Source organism: Bifidobacterium castoris, from assembly GCF_003952025.1.
Taxonomy (GTDB): domain Bacteria; phylum Actinomycetota; class Actinomycetes; order Actinomycetales; family Bifidobacteriaceae; genus Bifidobacterium; species Bifidobacterium castoris.
The window spans coordinates 41933-59963 of record NZ_QXGI01000006.1 but is presented as its reverse complement, the minus strand read 5'-3'; the positions used below and the strand labels follow the sequence as shown (position 1 = coordinate 59963).

The 18031-nt window shown below is 65.6% G+C and carries 15 protein-coding genes; 6 read left to right on the top strand and 9 right to left on the bottom strand.

The annotated features are described in order from the left end of the window. Positions 1-218 precede the first annotated feature (218 nt). Positions 219-1544: an ABC transporter substrate-binding protein gene (locus tag D2E22_RS07515; RefSeq protein ID WP_206431404.1), complete on the bottom strand. Its 1326-nt coding sequence runs from the start codon at positions 1542-1544 to the stop codon at positions 219-221. Between the two features lie 319 nt (positions 1545-1863). Between D2E22_RS07515 and D2E22_RS07510 the strand changes: the two genes are divergently transcribed. The 5 genes from D2E22_RS07510 (at position 1864) to D2E22_RS07490 (ending at position 8055) form a co-directional block, all read left to right on the top strand. Further along, positions 1864-3345, top strand: a complete 1482-nt coding sequence (locus D2E22_RS07510; protein WP_126032484.1) for a right-handed parallel beta-helix repeat-containing protein — start codon at positions 1864-1866, stop codon at positions 3343-3345. Between the two features lie 225 nt (positions 3346-3570). Next, positions 3571-4737, top strand: coding sequence for an ROK family protein (locus D2E22_RS07505; protein ID WP_126032483.1), 1167 nt, complete (start codon positions 3571-3573; stop codon positions 4735-4737). Between the two features lie 41 nt (positions 4738-4778). Continuing rightward, the gene (locus D2E22_RS07500) at positions 4779-5759 is read left to right on the top strand and encodes an ROK family protein (protein WP_126032524.1); all 981 of its coding nucleotides are present in this window, start codon (positions 4779-4781) and stop codon (positions 5757-5759) included. A gap of 170 nt (positions 5760-5929) precedes the next feature. Next, on the top strand, positions 5930-6718 hold the full coding sequence (gene nagB, locus D2E22_RS07495) for a glucosamine-6-phosphate deaminase (protein WP_126032482.1): 789 nt from the start codon (positions 5930-5932) through the stop codon (positions 6716-6718). After that, the gene (locus D2E22_RS07490; protein WP_241218310.1) at positions 6703-8055 is read left to right on the top strand and encodes an N-acetylglucosamine-6-phosphate deacetylase; all 1353 of its coding nucleotides are present in this window, start codon (positions 6703-6705) and stop codon (positions 8053-8055) included. Before nagB ends, D2E22_RS07490 begins: the two co-directional genes overlap by 16 nt. A gap of 130 nt (positions 8056-8185) precedes the next feature. Here D2E22_RS07490 and D2E22_RS07485 read toward each other — a convergent pair whose 3' ends face one another. From D2E22_RS07485 to D2E22_RS07450, 8 genes are all read right to left on the bottom strand, one after another. Continuing rightward, positions 8186-8440: a GlsB/YeaQ/YmgE family stress response membrane protein gene (locus D2E22_RS07485; RefSeq protein ID WP_126032481.1), complete on the bottom strand. Its 255-nt coding sequence runs from the start codon at positions 8438-8440 to the stop codon at positions 8186-8188. 260 nt (positions 8441-8700) lie between these two features. Then, positions 8701-9207, bottom strand: a complete 507-nt coding sequence (locus tag D2E22_RS07480) for an FMN-binding protein (RefSeq protein ID WP_126032480.1) — start codon at positions 9205-9207, stop codon at positions 8701-8703. Between the two features lie 50 nt (positions 9208-9257). Continuing rightward, complete coding sequence (locus D2E22_RS07475) at positions 9258-10061, bottom strand: ABC transporter ATP-binding protein (protein ID WP_126032479.1); 804 nt, start codon at positions 10059-10061, stop codon at positions 9258-9260. 42 nt (positions 10062-10103) lie between these two features. Beyond that, positions 10104-11264 carry an ABC transporter permease gene (locus tag D2E22_RS07470; protein WP_164518467.1) on the bottom strand — a complete coding sequence of 387 codons (1161 nt, stop codon included), beginning with the start codon at positions 11262-11264 and terminating at the stop codon, positions 10104-10106. Positions 11265-11319: 55 nt separating this feature from the next. Continuing rightward, the gene (locus D2E22_RS07465) at positions 11320-12621 is read right to left on the bottom strand and encodes an ABC transporter permease (protein ID WP_126032477.1); all 1302 of its coding nucleotides are present in this window, start codon (positions 12619-12621) and stop codon (positions 11320-11322) included. Between the two features lie 30 nt (positions 12622-12651). Continuing rightward, positions 12652-13932 carry a DUF2318 domain-containing protein gene (locus tag D2E22_RS07460; protein ID WP_126032476.1) on the bottom strand — a complete coding sequence of 427 codons (1281 nt, stop codon included), beginning with the start codon at positions 13930-13932 and terminating at the stop codon, positions 12652-12654. Between the two features lie 110 nt (positions 13933-14042). Further along, positions 14043-14687: an iron transporter gene (locus D2E22_RS07455; RefSeq protein ID WP_126032475.1), complete on the bottom strand. Its 645-nt coding sequence runs from the start codon at positions 14685-14687 to the stop codon at positions 14043-14045. 65 nt (positions 14688-14752) lie between these two features. Further along, positions 14753-16591: an FTR1 family iron permease gene (locus D2E22_RS07450; protein WP_126032474.1), complete on the bottom strand. Its 1839-nt coding sequence runs from the start codon at positions 16589-16591 to the stop codon at positions 14753-14755. Positions 16592-16852: 261 nt separating this feature from the next. Here D2E22_RS07450 and D2E22_RS07445 point away from each other — a divergent pair, with 261 nt between their 5' ends. Next, positions 16853-17836, top strand: a complete 984-nt coding sequence (locus D2E22_RS07445) for an FAD:protein FMN transferase (protein WP_126032473.1) — start codon at positions 16853-16855, stop codon at positions 17834-17836. Positions 17837-18031 lie beyond the last annotated feature (195 nt).

Genomic DNA, 18031 nt, shown 5'->3' with positions numbered 1-18031 from the left:
CCGCGCGACTCCAACTCATTGGCGTCATGCAGCGTTCTGACATCGGCCGGTGTCGTTGTTGCGGTAGTCATCTCAATGCTCCTTTTGCATAGTTAGATATCCGAGGAAAGCGAAAAGCCTTGGGTGGGTGCCTATGGGATGCCATAGGCACCCACCCAAGGCTTTTATATGGTCTCGCACCGGGCGTCAGCCGTCGTCACAGGGCGAGATCCGCTCGATCATTCGGCCACGGAGAGACCGGAATCCTTCAGTGTCGAGACGGATGCGGACTGGGCCGCATCGAAGATGGCGGAAACCTTGCCGGTGCCGCTGGCGGCCTTCGAAGCCGCTTCCTGCATGGATGCTCCAACCGAGGCGAAGCCCGGGATGTAAGCGAAGTTGCTCATGTTCGCGTTCGCGTCGGCGAACTCCTTCATCACATCCTGACCGCCGTAGAATTCAGACCATGCGGCTGGAGTCTTCGCGGTGCCGGTGGAAGCGGCGACGATCAGGCCTTGCGAGGTAAGGTCGTCAATCTGCGTGTTGAACCAGTCGAGGAACTCCATCGCCTGCGCCTTGTACTTGCAGCCCTTCATGACCGCGACGCCGGAGCCTCCATCAGGGCCGGTCTTGCCGGCATTGTCGAACCAGTCGCCGATCTGCGCGATGCGCCAATCACCGTTGCCTTTGTCAGCCATCGAATCCATCAGCAGAGGAGCCTCCCAAGCGGCACCGATCGTGCCGATGAGCTCACCCTTCTGCAGCGAGGCGTCAAAGGACGGATCCCAACGAGGATTCGTCGAAGTCGCCTTCGCGTCGATAAGCTGCTGGAAGACGCTTGCGACGGCCTTGGAGCCGTCGGTCTGCGTATTCACCTTCCACGCGTCGCCATCGACCTCGTACCACGGGCTCGATGCGCCGGCGAGGCCGGTGAGCATGTTGCCGGATTCATCGGCCTGGAAGGACATGATGTACTTGCCCTTCGCCGCAGCCGTCTTGGCTGCGGCAATGAGCTCGTCCTGCGTCTTCGGCACCGAGATGCCAAGCTCATCGAAGGCAGCCTTGTTGTAGTAGTAGACGAGCGGGCCGGTGTCTTGCGGCAGGCCGAAGGTCTTGCCGCCGATCTGCATCTGCTCAAACGGGCCCTGCGCGAAGTCCTTGCTGTACTGCTCGGCCTCGGACGTGACGTCCTCCATGATGCCCTTCATGTAGGCCTCCGGCAGCTCGGAGTAGCCGATCTGGGCGAGGTCCGGGGCATTGCCGGCCTTGACGTCGGTCTCCAGCTTCGTGATCATGTCCGATGCGTTTCCGTTGAACTGCGTGGCCTTGACCTGAATGTTCGGGTGGTCCTTATTCCAGCGCGCGACGATCTCATCGACCGGGGTCATGCCCGGCTTGTTCGGCAGGCGGTGAAGATAGGTAATCGTCACTTTCTGGTTCGGGTCCGCCTGTTCAGTGGCCCCGTTTTTTGCGGCCGAGGCTCCCCCGCCGCAGCCGGAGAGCGCCATGCATAGCGCGGCGATCGCCGCGCCTCCCACCATCAACAACCGATTCCGCTTCATAATCCCTGCACTCCTTCGTGGTCAGGCGGACGGGCGATTGGTCGCCCGCCCATTTGGTTTCCTGAAGTTGCACCGCCACTTCCACCAGTGGTGATGCCCCTCACGATACCGAGCGTCGTCTTTTTTGTCAACTTCACTTACTTTTTAGTTCTCCAAGAGCTTAATCGCAGCGAAAACGTTGAAATTACAGCGTTTTCAACATCAAGTTGAAATTGTCAACCCCATATCCAAATGGTGTAGAGTGGATAGCGACCTTTTACTGATCTAACGCGCACCGACGGCAGCGCGCAGCGAACTCCCGGCAACGAAAGGCGGCATCACTATGACCGATTACTTCATCTCCTCCGCCCAAGGCGACGACGAGCGCGACGGCCAGACGCCCATGACCGCCTGGCGCACGCTCTCAAGAGCCAAAACGATCGCCTTCCAACCCGGCGACGCACTGCTGCTCGAACGCGGTGCGCATTTCACAGGTGAATCGTTGCATCTGCACGACGTCATCGGCACCGCCGACGCCCCAGTGACGATCGGCTGCTATGGCGACGAAGCTGCGTCCCTGCCGCTCATCGCCTGCGACGGCAGCGGACGTTGGTTCGAGGACTATCGCGCGCCTATCGGCGGCATGCCGCACCGCAACCGCGGCGAAGTCTCCACGGCCGTGCTGCTGCGCGACTGCTCATACGTCCACATGCGCGACCTCGAGATCACCAACCGACGCATCGACGACTCCGACGGCCATGCCTTCAACGACCTCGAAGTGATGGATCGCACCGGCGTCGCCGTCATCGCCGAAAACGGCGGCACGTCGCGCGGCATCAGGCTGGAGCGGCTGTACATCCACGACGTGAACGGCAACATCTACGACAAACACATGGCCAATGGCGGCATCCAGGTCATCGCGCACTTCCCCGAGGACGCCTCGACGATCGAGACGAACATCGCGCGCTTCGACGACCTGCGCATCGCCGACAACGTCGTGCGCGACACGAGCCGTTGGGGCATCGCCGTCGGCTACACCGCCTACCTCAATCTCATCGACCATGGCGGCCGCGACGCCGCCGGCGACTGGGACAATACCTTCGACTACGGCGACGGCACGATCGACGACGCGACGATACGCCGATACGGCGCGACGAACGTCATCGTCGAAGGCAACGTCGTCGAACGCGCCGGCGGTGACGCGATCACCGTCATGTACTGCGACCGTCCGCTCATACGGCGCAACGTCTCGCGCGAGGCAGCCGTCGACATCCGCGACGACGTCTACACAGCGACGACGAACGATCGCGTCGCCGCCGCGATCTGGCCATGGCGATGCAAGAACGCCCTCTTCGAATACAACGAAGCCTATGACACACTCAACGCGGACCACGGCAACGGCGACGGCCAGGCCTGGGACGCCGACTTCGGCGACGGCACCGAGTACCGATACAACTACTCACGCAACAATTCAGGCGGATGCATCATGTTCTGCAACGAGAAGGCCGTCAACTCGCTGTTCTACTGCAACGTCTCCGACCGCGACCTGATGGGCGCCATCGACATCCCACGCAATCCGGACGCGGCGGTCACCGGCAACGTCTTCATCATCGCCGACGGCGCCGATCCGCTGCGCCTCGACCGCGCAGACGGCGTTGCCATCATCGAAGGCAACACTTTCGTCCACGCCGGGTCGGCGCCACGATGCACCGACTGGCACCCCCATGGCTCGCAGGTTGAATACTCCGGCAACGTCTACATCGGTTTTTCTTCCATTCCTGCCGAGGACGAGGGCGGCAACACCCGGGCGACCGAATGGCACTGAGAGGCGACAACACTTCGAAGGTGTCGTGACAATAAACGCATTCGTAGTACATAGTGCATAGCGCATAGCGCCCAGAAGTCAATCCCTACATCAGCTTTCACGATAGCTTAATTATGTATACTTGGTTGACATAATACTCATATATTGTTAATCTAGGCATTATCGCCCATTGGCGCTGGTAGAACCTTTGTACGTATCGCACTATTTTGAGGATAAGGAGCAGCGATGATCGGCCCATCTTTTGAACGCATTCCGACGAACATGAACACGAAAACCGTGCCGTCCGATATCCGTGCGCGCAACATTATGGCCGTCTTCAATCTGCTGTTCCCCGCCGCTACCGTCTCGCGCAGCGAACTCGGCCGCACGCTCGGCCTGTCCCGCATGGCCACCACCGAGGTGACCGGCGAGATGCTTGACAACCACATCATCCGCGAAGTCGGAGAGGACACGCGCGCCGGCCGCGGCAAGCGTTCGGTCATGCTCGCAATCGACACCGCCTTCTGGCGTATCATCACGATTGATCTCTCTCAGCCGTATCTGCTCCAAGGCGCGCTTGTCGATCTTGGCGGCCGCATCATCGAGCGGATGGAAGTCCCGATTGAGGACCGCGTCAGCATCTCGATTACGCTGATCGCCGAGCTCGCGCAGAAACTGATGGCCGCATCCTCGCAGCCGATTCTCGGGTTGGGCGTCGCCGTCCCCGGAGTCGTCAACCATGAGGGCACCGTCGTCGATGCCGTGCAGCTCGGATGGAAGGATGTGCCGCTGCATGACGAGCTGCGTGACATACTTGATCTGCCGGTGCTCATCGGCAACGCGACGAATGCGGCCCTTGTCGCGGAACGGTTCTTCGGTGAGGGCGGCGCCGATTCCATGCTCATCCGCATCGGCGCCGGCGTGGGCGCGAGCCTGTGCCTCAACGGTGAGATCGTGGATGGGTCGGCCTGCATGGCCGGCGAAATCGGCCACGTCGTTGTCGATCCGGAGGGCCCGGGCTGCGCGTGCGGCAAGCGCGGCTGCCTCGAAGCATACCTGTCGACGAATAATCTGTATGCGCAGATCGCCAGCGACCCCGCGAACCGCACCGAGATCCTCACCGGCGCCGGACAGCTGCTCGGCCGTGTCATGGCGATGCCGCTCGGACTGCTCAACCTGCACGACGTGACGATTGACGCCCCGGCCGACATCGGCGGCGAAACCTTCATCCATGCGATGAGCGGCGAGCTGAGTGCCGCACTGAACACCCAGTATATGACGATCCCGTTGCTGCATCGCTGTCAGGTGGGGCCGAACGCATCCCTGCGCGGTCAGGCCATCAGTGTATTGCGACGCATCGTACCGCACATCCGCCAACTATCCACCCATATGCATACCGCACATGACGAGTGAGGAAGAGACTCACTCCCATCATCTACAACAAAGGAGTTGTCATGGCAGGTTCCTCAAACACCACACCGTTGCTTATCGGCATCGACGTGGGAGGCACGAAGATCGCCGGCATCGCGATTGAAGTACCTCGCCCCTCGGGATTCGGCGACGTGCATATCCTCGCACAGTCCAACCGCCCGGCACGATGCGGAGCTGACGCGCTCGTCACCGACATCATCTCCATTATTGACGAACTCATGGCACAGCTTCCCGCCGACGCTGGCGACGTCTCCGCCATAGGCGTCGGCACGCCGGGCACCGTGGACGGCTCAACCGGTGATGTGCGCGATATCGCTAATCTGTCTATCGACTACGTGCCTCTTGCAAGCGCCGTGCGCGAACACTTCCAGCTGCCGACAATCGTCGAGAACGACGTCAACGCAGCTGCGGTCGGCGCGGCACGTCTCGTCGAGGACGGCACCGCGGGCGGACAGACCATCGCGTTCCTCAACCTCGGCACGGGTCTTGCAGCCGGCATCATCCGCAACGGCAGACTTGACCATGGTTCGAGCAATACGGTCGGAGAAATCGGACATATCCCGGTCGAGCCCCATCATTGGCGCTGCGCATGCGGACAACACGGCTGTCTCGAAACCGCCGGCAGCGGCGGCGCGGCGAAACGCCTATGGCCGTATGCGGATCCTCCGATGCCGGACATCCTCGCCGTAGCTGCCAACGACGCACACCCACGTCATCGGCAGGCTGTCGAGACCCGCGACACCATCATCGCCGCGATTGCCGATACGATCGACGTGCTTGCCCTGACCGTCGACCCGAACGTCATCATCATCGGCGGTGGCATGGCCCAGACCGGCACGGCGCTGCTCGATGCAATCCGGGCGGAGCTGCGCCGCCGAGGCAAAGACAGCGGATTCATCCACGCCCTCAATCTGCCGGCGCGTCTGCGTCTGGCGCCGACCAAACTGCCGGTGGGCGCAATAGGGGCAGCCCTCACCGCCCAATCCCTACCGACTGGAGCCTAACACGCACGCGCCAGTCGTGCCGCGCTTCACGATATCCCGATGACGGTGACATGGCCGCCGTCATGCACATCCGTTGCCATCGCTCTGCGGATTCCCTCTGCCCGGCGTTGACGCGACCATCCATCCAATGAACACAACAAACAGCACCGATCAAGCAAAGGAGCATCATCATGACGGAAGTCATCATCGCCGAATCCGAACGGGAGGCTGGCGCCATCTACGCCAAGTGCGTGGCCGATCTCATCGAACGCAAGCCGGACTGCGTGCTCGGCCTTGCGACCGGCTCGAGCCCGCTCGCCGCCTATCAGGAGCTTGCGAGGACGATCACGGAGCGCGGTCTCGACGTCTCGCGGGTGCGCGGCTTCTCGCTCGACGAATACGCGGGCCTCGACCCGAAGCATCCGGAGTCGTATCACAGCGTCATCGAACGCACCGTCGTCGAACCGCTCGGCCTCGACCCGCAGCTCGTCCACGTGCCGAACGGCGACCTCGCGACGATCGAACATGCCGGCAAGGCATACGACGCAGCCATCGAGGCGGCCGGCGGCATCGACGTTCAGATCCTCGGCATCGGCACCGACGGCCACATCGGATTCAACGAGCCGGGTTCGTCGCTCGCCTCGGGCACACGCATCAAGACGCTCACCGAACAGACGCGCATCGACAACGCGCGCTTCTTCGACGGCGACATCGATCAGGTGCCGACGCACTGCATCACGCAGGGCATCGGCACGATCATGAAGGCACGCCATCTCGTGCTGCTCGCGTTCGGCGACGGCAAAGCCGAGGCGATCGCCGAGACGGTCGAGGGCGGCGTCTCGTCGTTCTGCCCGGCGAGCGCGCTGCAACTGCATCCGCACGCGACCGTCATCGTCGACGAACAGGCGGCGGCGCGACTGCGCAACAAGGACTACTACCGCTACGCTTACGCGCACAAGCCGGCATGGCAGGGCATCTGAGGGCGCGCGCCCGCCAGCGGACCGTGCAGAACACGGAGATGACGATCATGCATCAGGACAGCGCATCCGAACTTCCCGGCATCCCGACGGTGCCGCATGAACGCGCCGCGGCCGCCGAACGCATCGCACGTTCCTTCGCCCTGCCGCCCGAGGCCTTCGGCATCGTCAACGCGACGCGCGTCGATGCACGCGGCATCCTCCCCGACAGCTGGATCATCTGCTCGGACGGCGTCATCGTCGACGCGGGCGTGACGGCCGCGGATTTCAAGTCCGCCGCCGCGCGGCACGGCATCGACGACGAACACACGCACGACGCGCACGGCATGCTGCTGACGCCGGGATACGTGGACATCCATGCGCACGGCGCGTGGGGCATGTCCTTCGACGACGGCGCCGACGGCATCCGCGTCGCGCGTGCCGGGCATATGATGCACGGCACGACGCGGCAGGTCTGCAGCCTCATCACGAATCCCTTCGACGTCCTGACCGCGAACCTGCGCAATGTGCGCGACGCGATGCGCGAGCGGCCCGACATCCTCGGCGCGCATCTGGAAGGCCCGTTCCTATCTCCGCTGCACAAAGGCGCGCATGATCCCGCGTGCCTGTGCGACCCGACGCCGGAGCATGTCGAGACGTTGCTCGACGCCGCCGACGGCTGCCTGCGGCAGATCACGATCGCGCCGGAGCTGCCGCACGCGATGCGGGCGATCGGCATGTTCGCGGACGCCGGCGTCGTCGCGGCCGTCGGCCACACCGACGCCGACTACATGACGGCCGTGCGCGCCTTCGACGCCGGTGCGCGGCTGATGACGCATCTGTTCAACGCGATGCCGTCGCTGCACCATCGCAAGCCCGGGCCGATCCCGGCGGCCGTCGAGGATCCGCGCGTCGCAATCGAACTGATCGACGACGGCTTCCATGTGCAGGACCCTGTGCTGCGCATGGCGCTCGGCTTCGCACCGCGCCGCACCGTCTTCGTCACCGACGCGATGGCGGCGACCGACTGCCCGGACGGCCCCTACAAGCTCGGCGGACTGGATGTGCGGGTCGTCGGCGGCCACGCCCGTCTCGTCTCGAACGGCGCGATCGCCGGATCGACGCTGCTGCTTGAGGGCGCAGTGCGACGTGCGGTGCTCGACCTGGGCATGGCGCCGGCCGATGCCGTCGCCGCGGCGACGCTCATCCCGGCGCAGGTCTTCGGCTTCGACCGTCCGAACGCCGTCACCGACGCACCGCTCGGCCTGGTATGCCGCGGCTATGCGGCCGACGTGCTGCTGCTCGGCCCCGCCGACTGGGCGGTCCGGCACGTCTGGTGCGCCGGACGCCGGCAACGGTAGCCTTGCGGATCAGACCACAGTACGGTCCAATACGGGCAGATACGATAAACAAACCGGGGCCTTGCACGCAAGTCATGAAGACCGCGTGCAAGGCCCCGGTTATGGGCGATCAGCGCCGAAGCGCGGACCGTCAGCTCTTGGCGGTGATCCGCATCACGATGAACGAGGTGACCAGCACCACGATGACCGCGCCGATGAGCGATGGGAAGATCGCCATGCCGCCGAGCTGCGGTCCCCAGCTGCCGAAGATCGCCTGACCGAGCGACGATCCCACAAGACCGGCGATGATGTTGGCGATCCAACCCATCGATCCGCTGCGGTTGGTGATCGCGCCAGCGATGGCGCCGATGATCGCTCCGACGATGAGCGTCCAAATCCAATACATATTGTGCTTCCTTTTGATTCTTTCCAAAGTCCGAAAAACCTTGAACTATCCTCCACAGTACGGGATCAGGGCGCGTTTCGCCCGTAATCACGCGGGTTTCCGCTACCACGGCAAAATCACGTAACGTTCAGGTCGGGCTGTTATACGCATGGTTGCGCCCATGTCGGCCGCGGAACGCGGCAGAAGCAGAACCGGACACGACGACCCTCATCCCGCCCATGCCTCCCACCGATCGCCGCGGCCCCGGATGCGGCTACAAGTCAGTGCTGCTGCGCCGCCTGCCGCCGCACCTCGTCCAAAGCGGCGTTGAAGGCCTCGCTCGTCCAACTGGCGCCGGCGATCTTGTCGACCTTCAGATCCTTGATCGGTTTGCCGGTGACGACTCCCGGCACCTCCTTGGCGAAGGCCTCCTGGTGCCCGCGCGAGATGGACGTGAACGGATGCCCGACGACGCGCACATCGTGCACGAGGCCGTCGCGCACGCCGATGTACACGTCTATCGTGTCCTCGCCGACGGGGCCGTACTGCCCTATCGCCGCGTAATCGCCGTCCGCGTACGCGGCGGCCGGATCCGCGACGCCGTCATCCGCATCCGACTCCTTGTCGTCGCAGCACGACTTGCCGTCGGAATCGGACATCGTCTCCCCGGAATCGCCCGCGAACTCGTCGTCCATCGGCCGCGCGCTGGGTTCGCCGCATCCGGACAGCATCATCAGACCGGCCGCCGACAGTGCCGTCAACGCCATCAGTTGCTTCGAGGTTTTCATTGCCGTTCCTTTTCCTTGGATGGTTGTGGACGCCGGGTGCGTGGATGCGTTCAATCCTCGGCGCCGCCCGTCTTGGCCGCCTTCGTCGGATCGGCGAACGCGATCGGCGCGTCGCCCTCATGCTGCGCACCGCGGACGGCGGCGCCGGTGAACGCCGGACGGCCTCCCGCCGCCTCATACCGCGCCCGTGCGTCCTCGTCATGCCATTGCTCGCCCACGAGCACACCGTGGTTGAGCATGATCTCCCGCTGCGCGCAGCTCGCCACGAGCGCATCATGGGTGACGACGATGATCGTCGTTCCCTGCGCATGCAGTTCGCGCAGCAGATCGAGCACGACGTGTTCGTTGGCCTCGTCCAGATTGCCGGTGGGTTCGTCGGCGAGGATGAGCTTCGGGCAGTTGATGAGCGCACGCGCGATGCACACACGCTGCTGTTCACCGCCGGAAAGCTGCGCCGGAAGATGGTTCGCGCGCGCTTCCAGACCAACGCGCGCAAGCGCCTCACGCGCCTGCCGCTCGTCCACGACCGAGTGGTAGTACTGTGCGATCATCACGTTCTCCAACGCCGTCAGATGGGGCACGAGATGGAATTTCTGGAACACCAGGCCGATGAGGTTCTTGCGTACGTCCGCGAGTTCGCGAGCGCGCAGCTCGTCCACGCGGTTGCCGTCGAGCGTCACCGAACCGCACGATGGCGTATCGAGGCATCCGATCATGTTCATCAGCGTCGTCTTCCCCGATCCCGACGACCCCACGATGGCGAGCCACTGCCCCTGCGGCACCGTCAGCGTGAGATCGTCCACGGCGTGCAGATCCCCGTAGATCTTGCTCACATGGTCGAGTTCCAGCAGCATGCGGGTTCCTTTCGAGTTCTTTGGTGTTTCCAACGGCATCCGTCACTCCTCACGCAGCACGACCGCCGGGTCGATGCGCGTCGCGCGCCTGACCGGCCCGATCGAGGCGACGACGGCGAGCGCGACCGACACCAGCACGCACAGCGCGGCGAGCCACCAGCTGAAACCCACGCGCCGGTCGAAGACCTGCGCGCACAACGCATAGGCGATGCCGTAGCCGGCGGCGCAGCCGATGGCGCCACCCACGACGCCGTACACCGCGGATTCCACGAGGAATTCGCCGGCGATGGAGCGGGAGGTTGCGCCGAGCGCGCGTCGCAGGCCGATCTCCGCGCGGCGGCGCGCGACGATTGAGGACATCGTCGTGGAGACGCCCACCAGCGTGAGCGCGAGCGCCACGATCGAGACGACGCCGAACAGCGTGCGCAGCATCGTGATGATGCGTGCGTTCGAGGACGTCATGCGCGTCACCTGATGGGCCTGGTAGCGCACGGCGCCGCGCGCCCCTGTGGTCTGCAGCGTTTCGGCGAGCGCGGTAAGCTCATCCGGTGCGCCCTGCGAGGCGAATTCGAGCACGTCGGCGCCGCGGGCGCCGGCGAGACGCTCCATGTCGCCGGCGCTCATGTAGACGAGCGAGTCCTCCGCGCCTCCGGTGTCGACGATGCCGCCCACGCACATCGGCGTGCCGTCGTCACTCAGGATGTCGGTGGACCGCCGCCCGTTGCGCAATGCGGCGTCCGCCCGCTCGTCGCGCAGTCCGATCGTAATGGTGGAGCCGATCTTGACGCCGAGGCCTTCGGCGACGTCGCGGCCCATCATCACGTTGCCGTTCGCGGGCCAGTCGCCTTCCACGCTCCAGTGCCGGTTGATCGCGCGCACATCCTGCGCCTCGATGCCGGCGAGCGTGTACGGGGCGGAGTTGATGCGCACGGATTCGTAGCGGTACGAGGCGGATTGCGCGGGCGCGACGGCCTCCACCGCGTCGGTAACCTCATCGGCGGTCTCGGCGTCGAAGCCGCCGTTCGCCGTCACGATCAGGTTCGCGCCGTAGGAGCGCAGCTCCTCGTTCATCTGCGCGGGCACGACCAGGCAGATCGTGGCGAGGCACAGCAGCGTCCCCGCCCCTATCGTGGCGCACAGCACGGCCATCAGGGCCTGCGAGCGCCTGCGGACACCGGCGAGGAGGATCATCTTCCAGAACATCACGCGGTTCTTCGCCCGCGCGGCCGGAACGGGACGGACGGCTGGAACGGTGGTTTTATCTGCCATGGAGCACCTGCGCGGGTTGGAGACGGATGACGGAACGGATCGACGCGACGGACGCCGCGAGGATGCTTGCGGTGATGAGCACGGACACCAGCAGCAGTACAAGAGGACGCACCGTGATGCCGGCGCCGAACACCAGATGCCCGATGAGCTGCGCCACGCCGATTCCGGCTCCGATGCCCACAAGCAGTCCGGCGAAGGCGACGAGCAGCGTTTCGGCGAGCAGCAGCCGGGCGACCGCACCGTCGTTCGCGCCCACCGCCTTGAGCAATGCGAGCTCTCCGGAGCGTTCGCCGATCGCCGCCGCCATGAGGTTCGCCACGGCGATCGCGGCCGCCACGAGGCACAACGCCGTCATGACGATCATGACCGTGCGCGTCTTCGTCATGACGTCGCCCTGCAGCGCGCTCACCTGGCGCACCTGCCGCGCCACGGAGCCGGGGATCGCCTCCTCGAGCTGGTAGGCGATCGACGACGCGTAGGCCGTGCAGTACCAGGTCTCCCATTCCTCCTGGCTGAGCATCGCCGGGTTCTTCGAGGCGCGCCGCGCCAGCTCGTTCTCCGGCGTCGTCAGCGCCTTGACTTCGATCTGCCCGATCTTGCCCGGGGCGTCCGCGACCGCCTGCGCGTTCACGGTCGACGTGTAGATCGCGTCGTCGTCGCCGTCCTTCGCCGTGTAGACGCCGACGACGGTGAGCGGCACGTCGTGTCCGTCGCGGGTCACCGTGATCTGCGCGGCGCCGTCATGCGCGATGCCGAGGCGCTTGGCGAGCCCGGCGCCGACGATCGCCTCGTCCGTGCCGTCCTTCGGCCAGCGGCCGTCGAGCTTCCACCATGAACGCATGCCGCTCATGCCGGCCACCGTCGTCTCCCCCGTGTCGAGCCGCATGCGCTTGGCGAACCACGTTCCCACGACCGGCGCCGTCTGCACCGTCGCGCCCTCCATGCGCACGCTGCCGCTCGTATCGAGCCTCGGCGCGAAATTCGTGATGTTGTACGCCCAGAAGATCGTCTTGACGTTCTTCGCGTCCGCTTCGTCGAGCAGCGCGTCGACGGACGTCCCGCCGTCGTCCACAGTCTCGTAGAGGTCCGTCACGACGGCGTCCGACTTCGCGCGCACCGTGATGTTCGAGCCGTAGGCGGCGAGCTCCGCGCTGAGTTTGTCCTGCACGTCGAAGACGATGCCGAGCATCGCCACCGAGACGGTCGCGGACAGCGCCACCGTGAGCGCGATGAGCAGCCGGCGGCGCCATTGGCGTCTCACCGAGCGCAGCACCGTTTTCATGAAGAACATCGGCGCTCCTTTCGTTGATCCATCCGTCGTCTATCTGAAGTGCGAGCTGAGCGAATCGAGTTCGCCGGTCTCGATTTCGATCACGCCGTTGCCGGCCTTGTAGGTGACAGGAATCGGGTTGCATCCGCCTTTGAAGCCGATCGTGGCGAGGTTGATCGCCACATCGCAGCGTTTGCAGATGATCTTGCCGTCCTTCTCGTAGTAGCCGGCGTCGCCGCAGGTCTCGCAGGCGTCGAGCCCCACACCGTAGGCGCCGCCGTTCTTCTTGATGATGATGAACCGCATCATCGTGCCGTCCTGCGCCTTGTATTCGAAACGGTGGAGATGGCCGTCCGCCACCTGCGCGAAGGTGATCTTCGCCAGACCGTCCGCGAGCGCGTACTGTTCGGGCGGCGAAAGCTCGGGCACTTCGCTGAGCTTCGCGTCGCCCCATGCAAGCGAAAGCCATGCGGTCGCGATCGCGAGCGCCGCGCTGATCGATGCGACGAACGCCCTTCTGCGCGTCGCCTTCGCGGCACGCGCGAGCGCGGCGTTCGCCGGCGCGACGGGTCTGCGCAGCCCGGTGACGAGGGAGGCCGCGATCGGGATCACGAAGATGACGGCCTGGGCGATCACCAACGCGAGCGCATGGTTGCGCATCGTGATGAACATGCGGAACGCCGTGCCATGCAGCGCGAACAGCCGCATGTTCGTGCACAGCGCCACAAGGTCGAGTCCGTGCCGCACGAGCTGCACGACGATCAGCAACGCCACGGCCACGGTGAAGGATGCGCGCACGGCCGTCTGACGCAGCGTGCGGATGATGGCGGCGACCGCCATGGCGGTGCCCACGCCGAGCAGGAATCCGATGAGGCGCACAAGCATCGCCGAGGTGAACGGGGAGTCTCCGGGCTCCACGAAGTTCGTCAGCTGCAGGATCACGTCGGGGGTGGCGTAGAACACCGTCGCGGCGAGCGCGGCGGCGGCGACGATGTTGGCCGCGATCGCCGGGGCGGGCCGCACGTCGGCGCGTTTCACGGCCCGCTGCGCGCACAGGGCGGCGGCGAGCACGGCCACATCGAGCGCCACGGCGCAGATGAGCGTGGGCAGGTTGACGTTCGACCGGCGGTTGATCACGGCCGTTGCACGCAGCGCTGCGAAGACGATGGCGCCGGCGACGCCGAACAGGATGCCTGCGAGGCGCCAACGGTCGCCGATGCGCAGCGCGCGGCAGGACGGTCGGTTCGTCGAGCCGAGCAGCACATCGAGTCCGACGGCGAGCAGGCACGGACCGAGCAGCCCCTGCAACGCGTGCACGTATTGCGCGAGCATGCCGCCCTCCTTTCACGAGTCGAGGACGCCCTCCTCGCGGCGGGCGCCCTGGGGTCACCTATGCGGACCGCGGATGCGGCGTTTGCCGTTTCCGCGCGAATCCGGGGAACTCACCACTGGTGGACGGTGTAGTCCCAGTCGAAGGTCGCCTCAAGCGGTTCGGTCCAGAAATGGCCCTCGACGCCGGTCTCCTTGTCCACGTGCAGCATCCAGCCGTTCTCCGCCGGGGAATGGATCTTGAACGTGAGCGTGTACTCGCCGTCCTTGTCAAGCTTGACGTTGCCGCCGTAGTGCGGGCCGTCGGAGGCGTTCATCTCCATGAACGTGCCTTCCTGCTTGTTGTTCGGGTCGTTCTTGTCCTGGATGACGTAGTCGACGGTCAGCTTCGGGATGAAATCGCCTTCGCCGTAGCCGAGCTTGTTGTCCTTGAGCGCATGGATGTCCGCCTCCAGATGGAGGTTCGATTCGGCGGCGGACAGGCCCATGCCCGCAGGTTCCATGTCGATCGGCTGGAAGTACACGGCGGCCACGTTGAGCGGGCCGACCTCCTGGTCCTCGCCGATTGGGATCTCCTCGAAGCCGGCGCCGCCGTCCTCCTCCTTGTCGGCGGCCTCCTCGACCGACGTCGTCGCGTTGGCATCGGCGTTCGAGTCCGCCTTCGCGGCGTCGTCCGAGCCGCCGCAGGCCGAGAGGGACGCCGTCATCGTGAGCGCGGCGAGGGCGGCGAGCAGCGCGGCGAGCTTGTTCTTCTTCATGGTTGTGTTTCTTTCTCTCTGATGATTGGTGATGGGTTGGAAAACCTGATGGATGGACGCCGGGTTCATTCGGCGCCCTCCGGTAGCGCCCCCACGGTCGCGGAGGCGTCCGCGTCGGGGGTGGCGGCCGCCTTGCGCGCTCCGTCATGCGCACGCTGCGTGAAGGCGCCGATCATGAACATGCCGATCACGATGATCGCGGCGACGGCCTGCGCGACGAGCGTCTGCACGTACGGATAGACGCCGAGCCAGTCGTTCGTGGGGAATCCCTCGAGGTAGGTGCCGGCGATGAGGTCGCCTTCGATCAGCGAGTGCACGCCGCCGCCGGCGAAGACCACGGCGAGCGCGCTCATCAGCACCGATGTGACGATGAAGAACGGGCCGACCGGGATACGCACCGACGTGAGCCTGATCACGACGAACAGCACGGCGAGCACAGCCGCCGCCGCAAGGCCGCCGGTCCACATGCCGCGGCCGTCCTGGGTCATCGCATGGATCGATTCGTAGAAGATCACGGTTTCGGCGCCTTCGCGGAACACGGCGAGGAAGCTCAGCATCGCGAGCGACATCGCGGCCTTGCCGGCGGCGGAATCCACGGACGGCGCCGTGCGGACCGAACCGACCGCGGATTCGGTCTTCTCGCGGATGTAGCGGTTCCACGAGTCCGCGGAACGCTTCGAGAACATCCAGTTGCCGCTCCAGACCAGCATCACGGCGGCGACGAGCGCGCAGACGCCTTCCATGATCTCCTGCTGCGGACCGGAACCGCCGAACAGACGCATGAGCACGATCGCCACGGCGCCCGAGCCGACCAGTCCGAGCACGGCGCCCGCGTACACCCAGCGCACGAACCGACGCATTCCCGCACGCAGCAGATAGGCGATGACGGCGGCCACGACGAGCAGCGCCTCGAGCCCTTCACGGATCAGCACGAGGAAGGACTGGCCGCCCGCGCTCGTCACGAACGCCGTCATCGCGTTCTTCGAACCGCCCGCGCCCCCGTCGAGCGCCGTGCCGTCCTCGACGAGCATCGTCTTCAGCTCCGTGACGAGTCCGGCGGCGTCGCGGCCGGCGATCATCGCCTTGCGCGTCTCCTTGAACGTCGATTCGACCTTCGAGACGCGTGAGCCGCCGATCGCGTTCATCACGTTCTTCTCGAAGCCGAGTTTCTCGTAGTACTGGTAGTAGGCGTCGTTGACCTTGGCCGCCCCGGCCTTTCCGTCCCCGGCGGCGGCCAGACGCTGCGCCTCGTCGAGAATCGTCGCCATCTCGGCCGCCACCTGCGACCAGCTGCGTTCGCCGCGCCCTTCGTTCACATGCACTTTGTTCGCGTCGAGCTCTTCGCGCTCCTCCTGCGTCTTCTGCGTGCGCGCGGCGGCGAAATCACGCGGGGACAGCAATGCGGCGTCCGCGTCCAGCCGCGCGGCCGACGTGCGGACGTCCTCGGCGATCCGCTGCGCCTGCACCTCGATCTGCGCCGCGGCGTCGGGCCGGTAGGCCAGCGTCCCCAGCTCCCGCAACGTCTTGAGCTGGGCGGTGTAGGCGTCCTGCCCCAACCGGTCCGCCGTCGCCTTCGCGAAGTTCGATGCGACGTAGCCGGTGTTGAGCGCACGCGAGAAGTGCGAGGCGGCGCCGGATCGGTTCCCGGCGTCGTAGTCCTCGAGGCCGGCGTCGAGTTCCGCGACGATGGCTTCGGCCACCGCGTTCCAGGAATCGTAGTCGGCGGCGGACTGCGCGGCCGATGCGTCGGAGGCGCCCTCGGCGATGGCCGCCGCCCCGGACGCGTCGTTCGCGGCGGCGGGCGTCGCGGAGACGATGCCGGAACACAGCGCCACCGCGGCCAGCGCCACACCGGCGAGCACGGCCGCCCATCTGGCGTATGCGGTCTTCACGGTCTGCTGCATCGTTCTCTCTCACATGCGGAATGGATATCTGGACTGACCTCAGGCTAACTTGTGAAAAAATGGAGCAACAGTCTTGTTTTTTCGCAGGTCTTGCGCTATGGAATCGACGGTGCGGCAGACATCAGAACCTTGATGTTCCAACGATTTCGGCATATGCCTTCATGCGCGCGAACCATCGCCGGCCTTCCATATGCTGAGATATGGATGATCCTGTTTCACATTCCGGACTCCGCCGCCGGCGGTCTTTGGTAGGCTGTCCCCATGGCCGACTTGCACGAAACGCTCCCGCACGTCACCGCGTTCCCCGGCGCATTGGGCGGCGGCATCCTCGTGCACACCGCCACGGCGGTCACGCCCGCAGTGCATGCGGGTCTCGCTTCGATCATCGAGGGCGTCGAGAGCGCACTGTCGCGCTTCCGCCCCGATTCTCTGGTCTCGCAGATCGCGCATGCGCCATATGGCGGACGGTTCACGTTCCCCGACTGGACCGCGGCGATGTTCGAATGCTATGACGGGCTCGCACATGCCACCGGCGGCCGCGTCGACCCATGCATCGGCGAGGATCTGGTACGTCTGGGCTACAGCGCCTCCTTCGACTGCATCGCGGATGGCGCGGCCTCCGACGCCATGCGCGCCCCGGCGCGGTCCAGCTGGACGCGGGACATCAAGCGCGAGGGGACGACGCTCGTGACGCACGGCCCGGTCCGTCTGGATTTCGGCGCCTGCGGCAAAGGACTGTGCGTCGATCTCCTCGCCGCCGCGCTGACCGCGTCGCTCGCGGCCGCCGCCGGCGACGGGCCGGCCTTCGCCATCGACGCCGGCGGCGACATCACCGTCCGCGGACCGAATCCCCCCGCGGCGATCGCCCTCGAAGACCCCCATGACGTCCGCCTCGCGATCGGCGTCGCGCATATCGCCGACGCGAGCCTGTGCGCGAGCGCGCCCAGCCAACGCCACTGGCGAGACGCCGCGGGAAACCGCGTCCATCATCTGCTCAACGCGCTCACCGGCGCCCCCGCCGACGACGTCGCCGCCACATGGGTGCGGGTCCCGGCCGCCGGGGCCGCATATCCGACGATGCTCGCCGACGGCTTGGCGACCGCGCTGTTCGTCACGGATCCCGGCCGCCTCGCCGCGGCCTTCCCCATCTTCGATTGCCTCGTGCTCGACGAGGCCGGACATCTGAAGACGTCGGCGCGCTTCCCCGCCGAGCTCTACACCGCGGTGCCAGAGCGCCCGATGTGAACGCGGAAGCATCCGCCCCGCGGCGCAGCCGCACAACCCCCGATCGGACCGCGCCATGCATGCCTGCGTCCGACTCCGCCCCATCCGCGGCGTCCCCGGGCGCGGCGGAGCCGTGTTTGGTCCGTTTTTTGGTCTGAAAACGGCGCCGGAAATTAGACCGTCATGCGCAGGTAACACGGCGAACCTAGCTTGCCC

Coding starts and splice junctions, on each gene's coding strand:
- D2E22_RS07510 (WP_126032484.1), top strand. CDS start 1,864: ATGACCGATTACTTCATCTCCTCCGCCCAAGGCGACGACGAGCGCGAC.
- D2E22_RS07505 (WP_126032483.1), top strand. CDS start 3,571: ATGATCGGCCCATCTTTTGAACGCATTCCGACGAACATGAACACGAAA.
- D2E22_RS07500 (WP_126032524.1), top strand. CDS start 4,779: ATGGCAGGTTCCTCAAACACCACACCGTTGCTTATCGGCATCGACGTG.
- nagB (WP_126032482.1), top strand. CDS start 5,930: ATGACGGAAGTCATCATCGCCGAATCCGAACGGGAGGCTGGCGCCATC.
- D2E22_RS07490 (WP_241218310.1), top strand. CDS start 6,703: ATGGCAGGGCATCTGAGGGCGCGCGCCCGCCAGCGGACCGTGCAGAAC.
- D2E22_RS07485 (WP_126032481.1), bottom strand. CDS start 8,440: ATGTATTGGATTTGGACGCTCATCGTCGGAGCGATCATCGGCGCCATC.
- D2E22_RS07480 (WP_126032480.1), bottom strand. CDS start 9,207: ATGAAAACCTCGAAGCAACTGATGGCGTTGACGGCACTGTCGGCGGCC.
- D2E22_RS07475 (WP_126032479.1), bottom strand. CDS start 10,061: ATGCTGCTGGAACTCGACCATGTGAGCAAGATCTACGGGGATCTGCAC.
- D2E22_RS07470 (WP_164518467.1), bottom strand. CDS start 11,264: ATGTTCTGGAAGATGATCCTCCTCGCCGGTGTCCGCAGGCGCTCGCAG.
- D2E22_RS07465 (WP_126032477.1), bottom strand. CDS start 12,621: ATGTTCTTCATGAAAACGGTGCTGCGCTCGGTGAGACGCCAATGGCGC.
- D2E22_RS07460 (WP_126032476.1), bottom strand. CDS start 13,932: ATGCTCGCGCAATACGTGCACGCGTTGCAGGGGCTGCTCGGTCCGTGC.
- D2E22_RS07455 (WP_126032475.1), bottom strand. CDS start 14,687: ATGAAGAAGAACAAGCTCGCCGCGCTGCTCGCCGCCCTCGCCGCGCTC.
- D2E22_RS07450 (WP_126032474.1), bottom strand. CDS start 16,591: ATGCAGCAGACCGTGAAGACCGCATACGCCAGATGGGCGGCCGTGCTC.
- D2E22_RS07445 (WP_126032473.1), top strand. CDS start 16,853: ATGGCCGACTTGCACGAAACGCTCCCGCACGTCACCGCGTTCCCCGGC.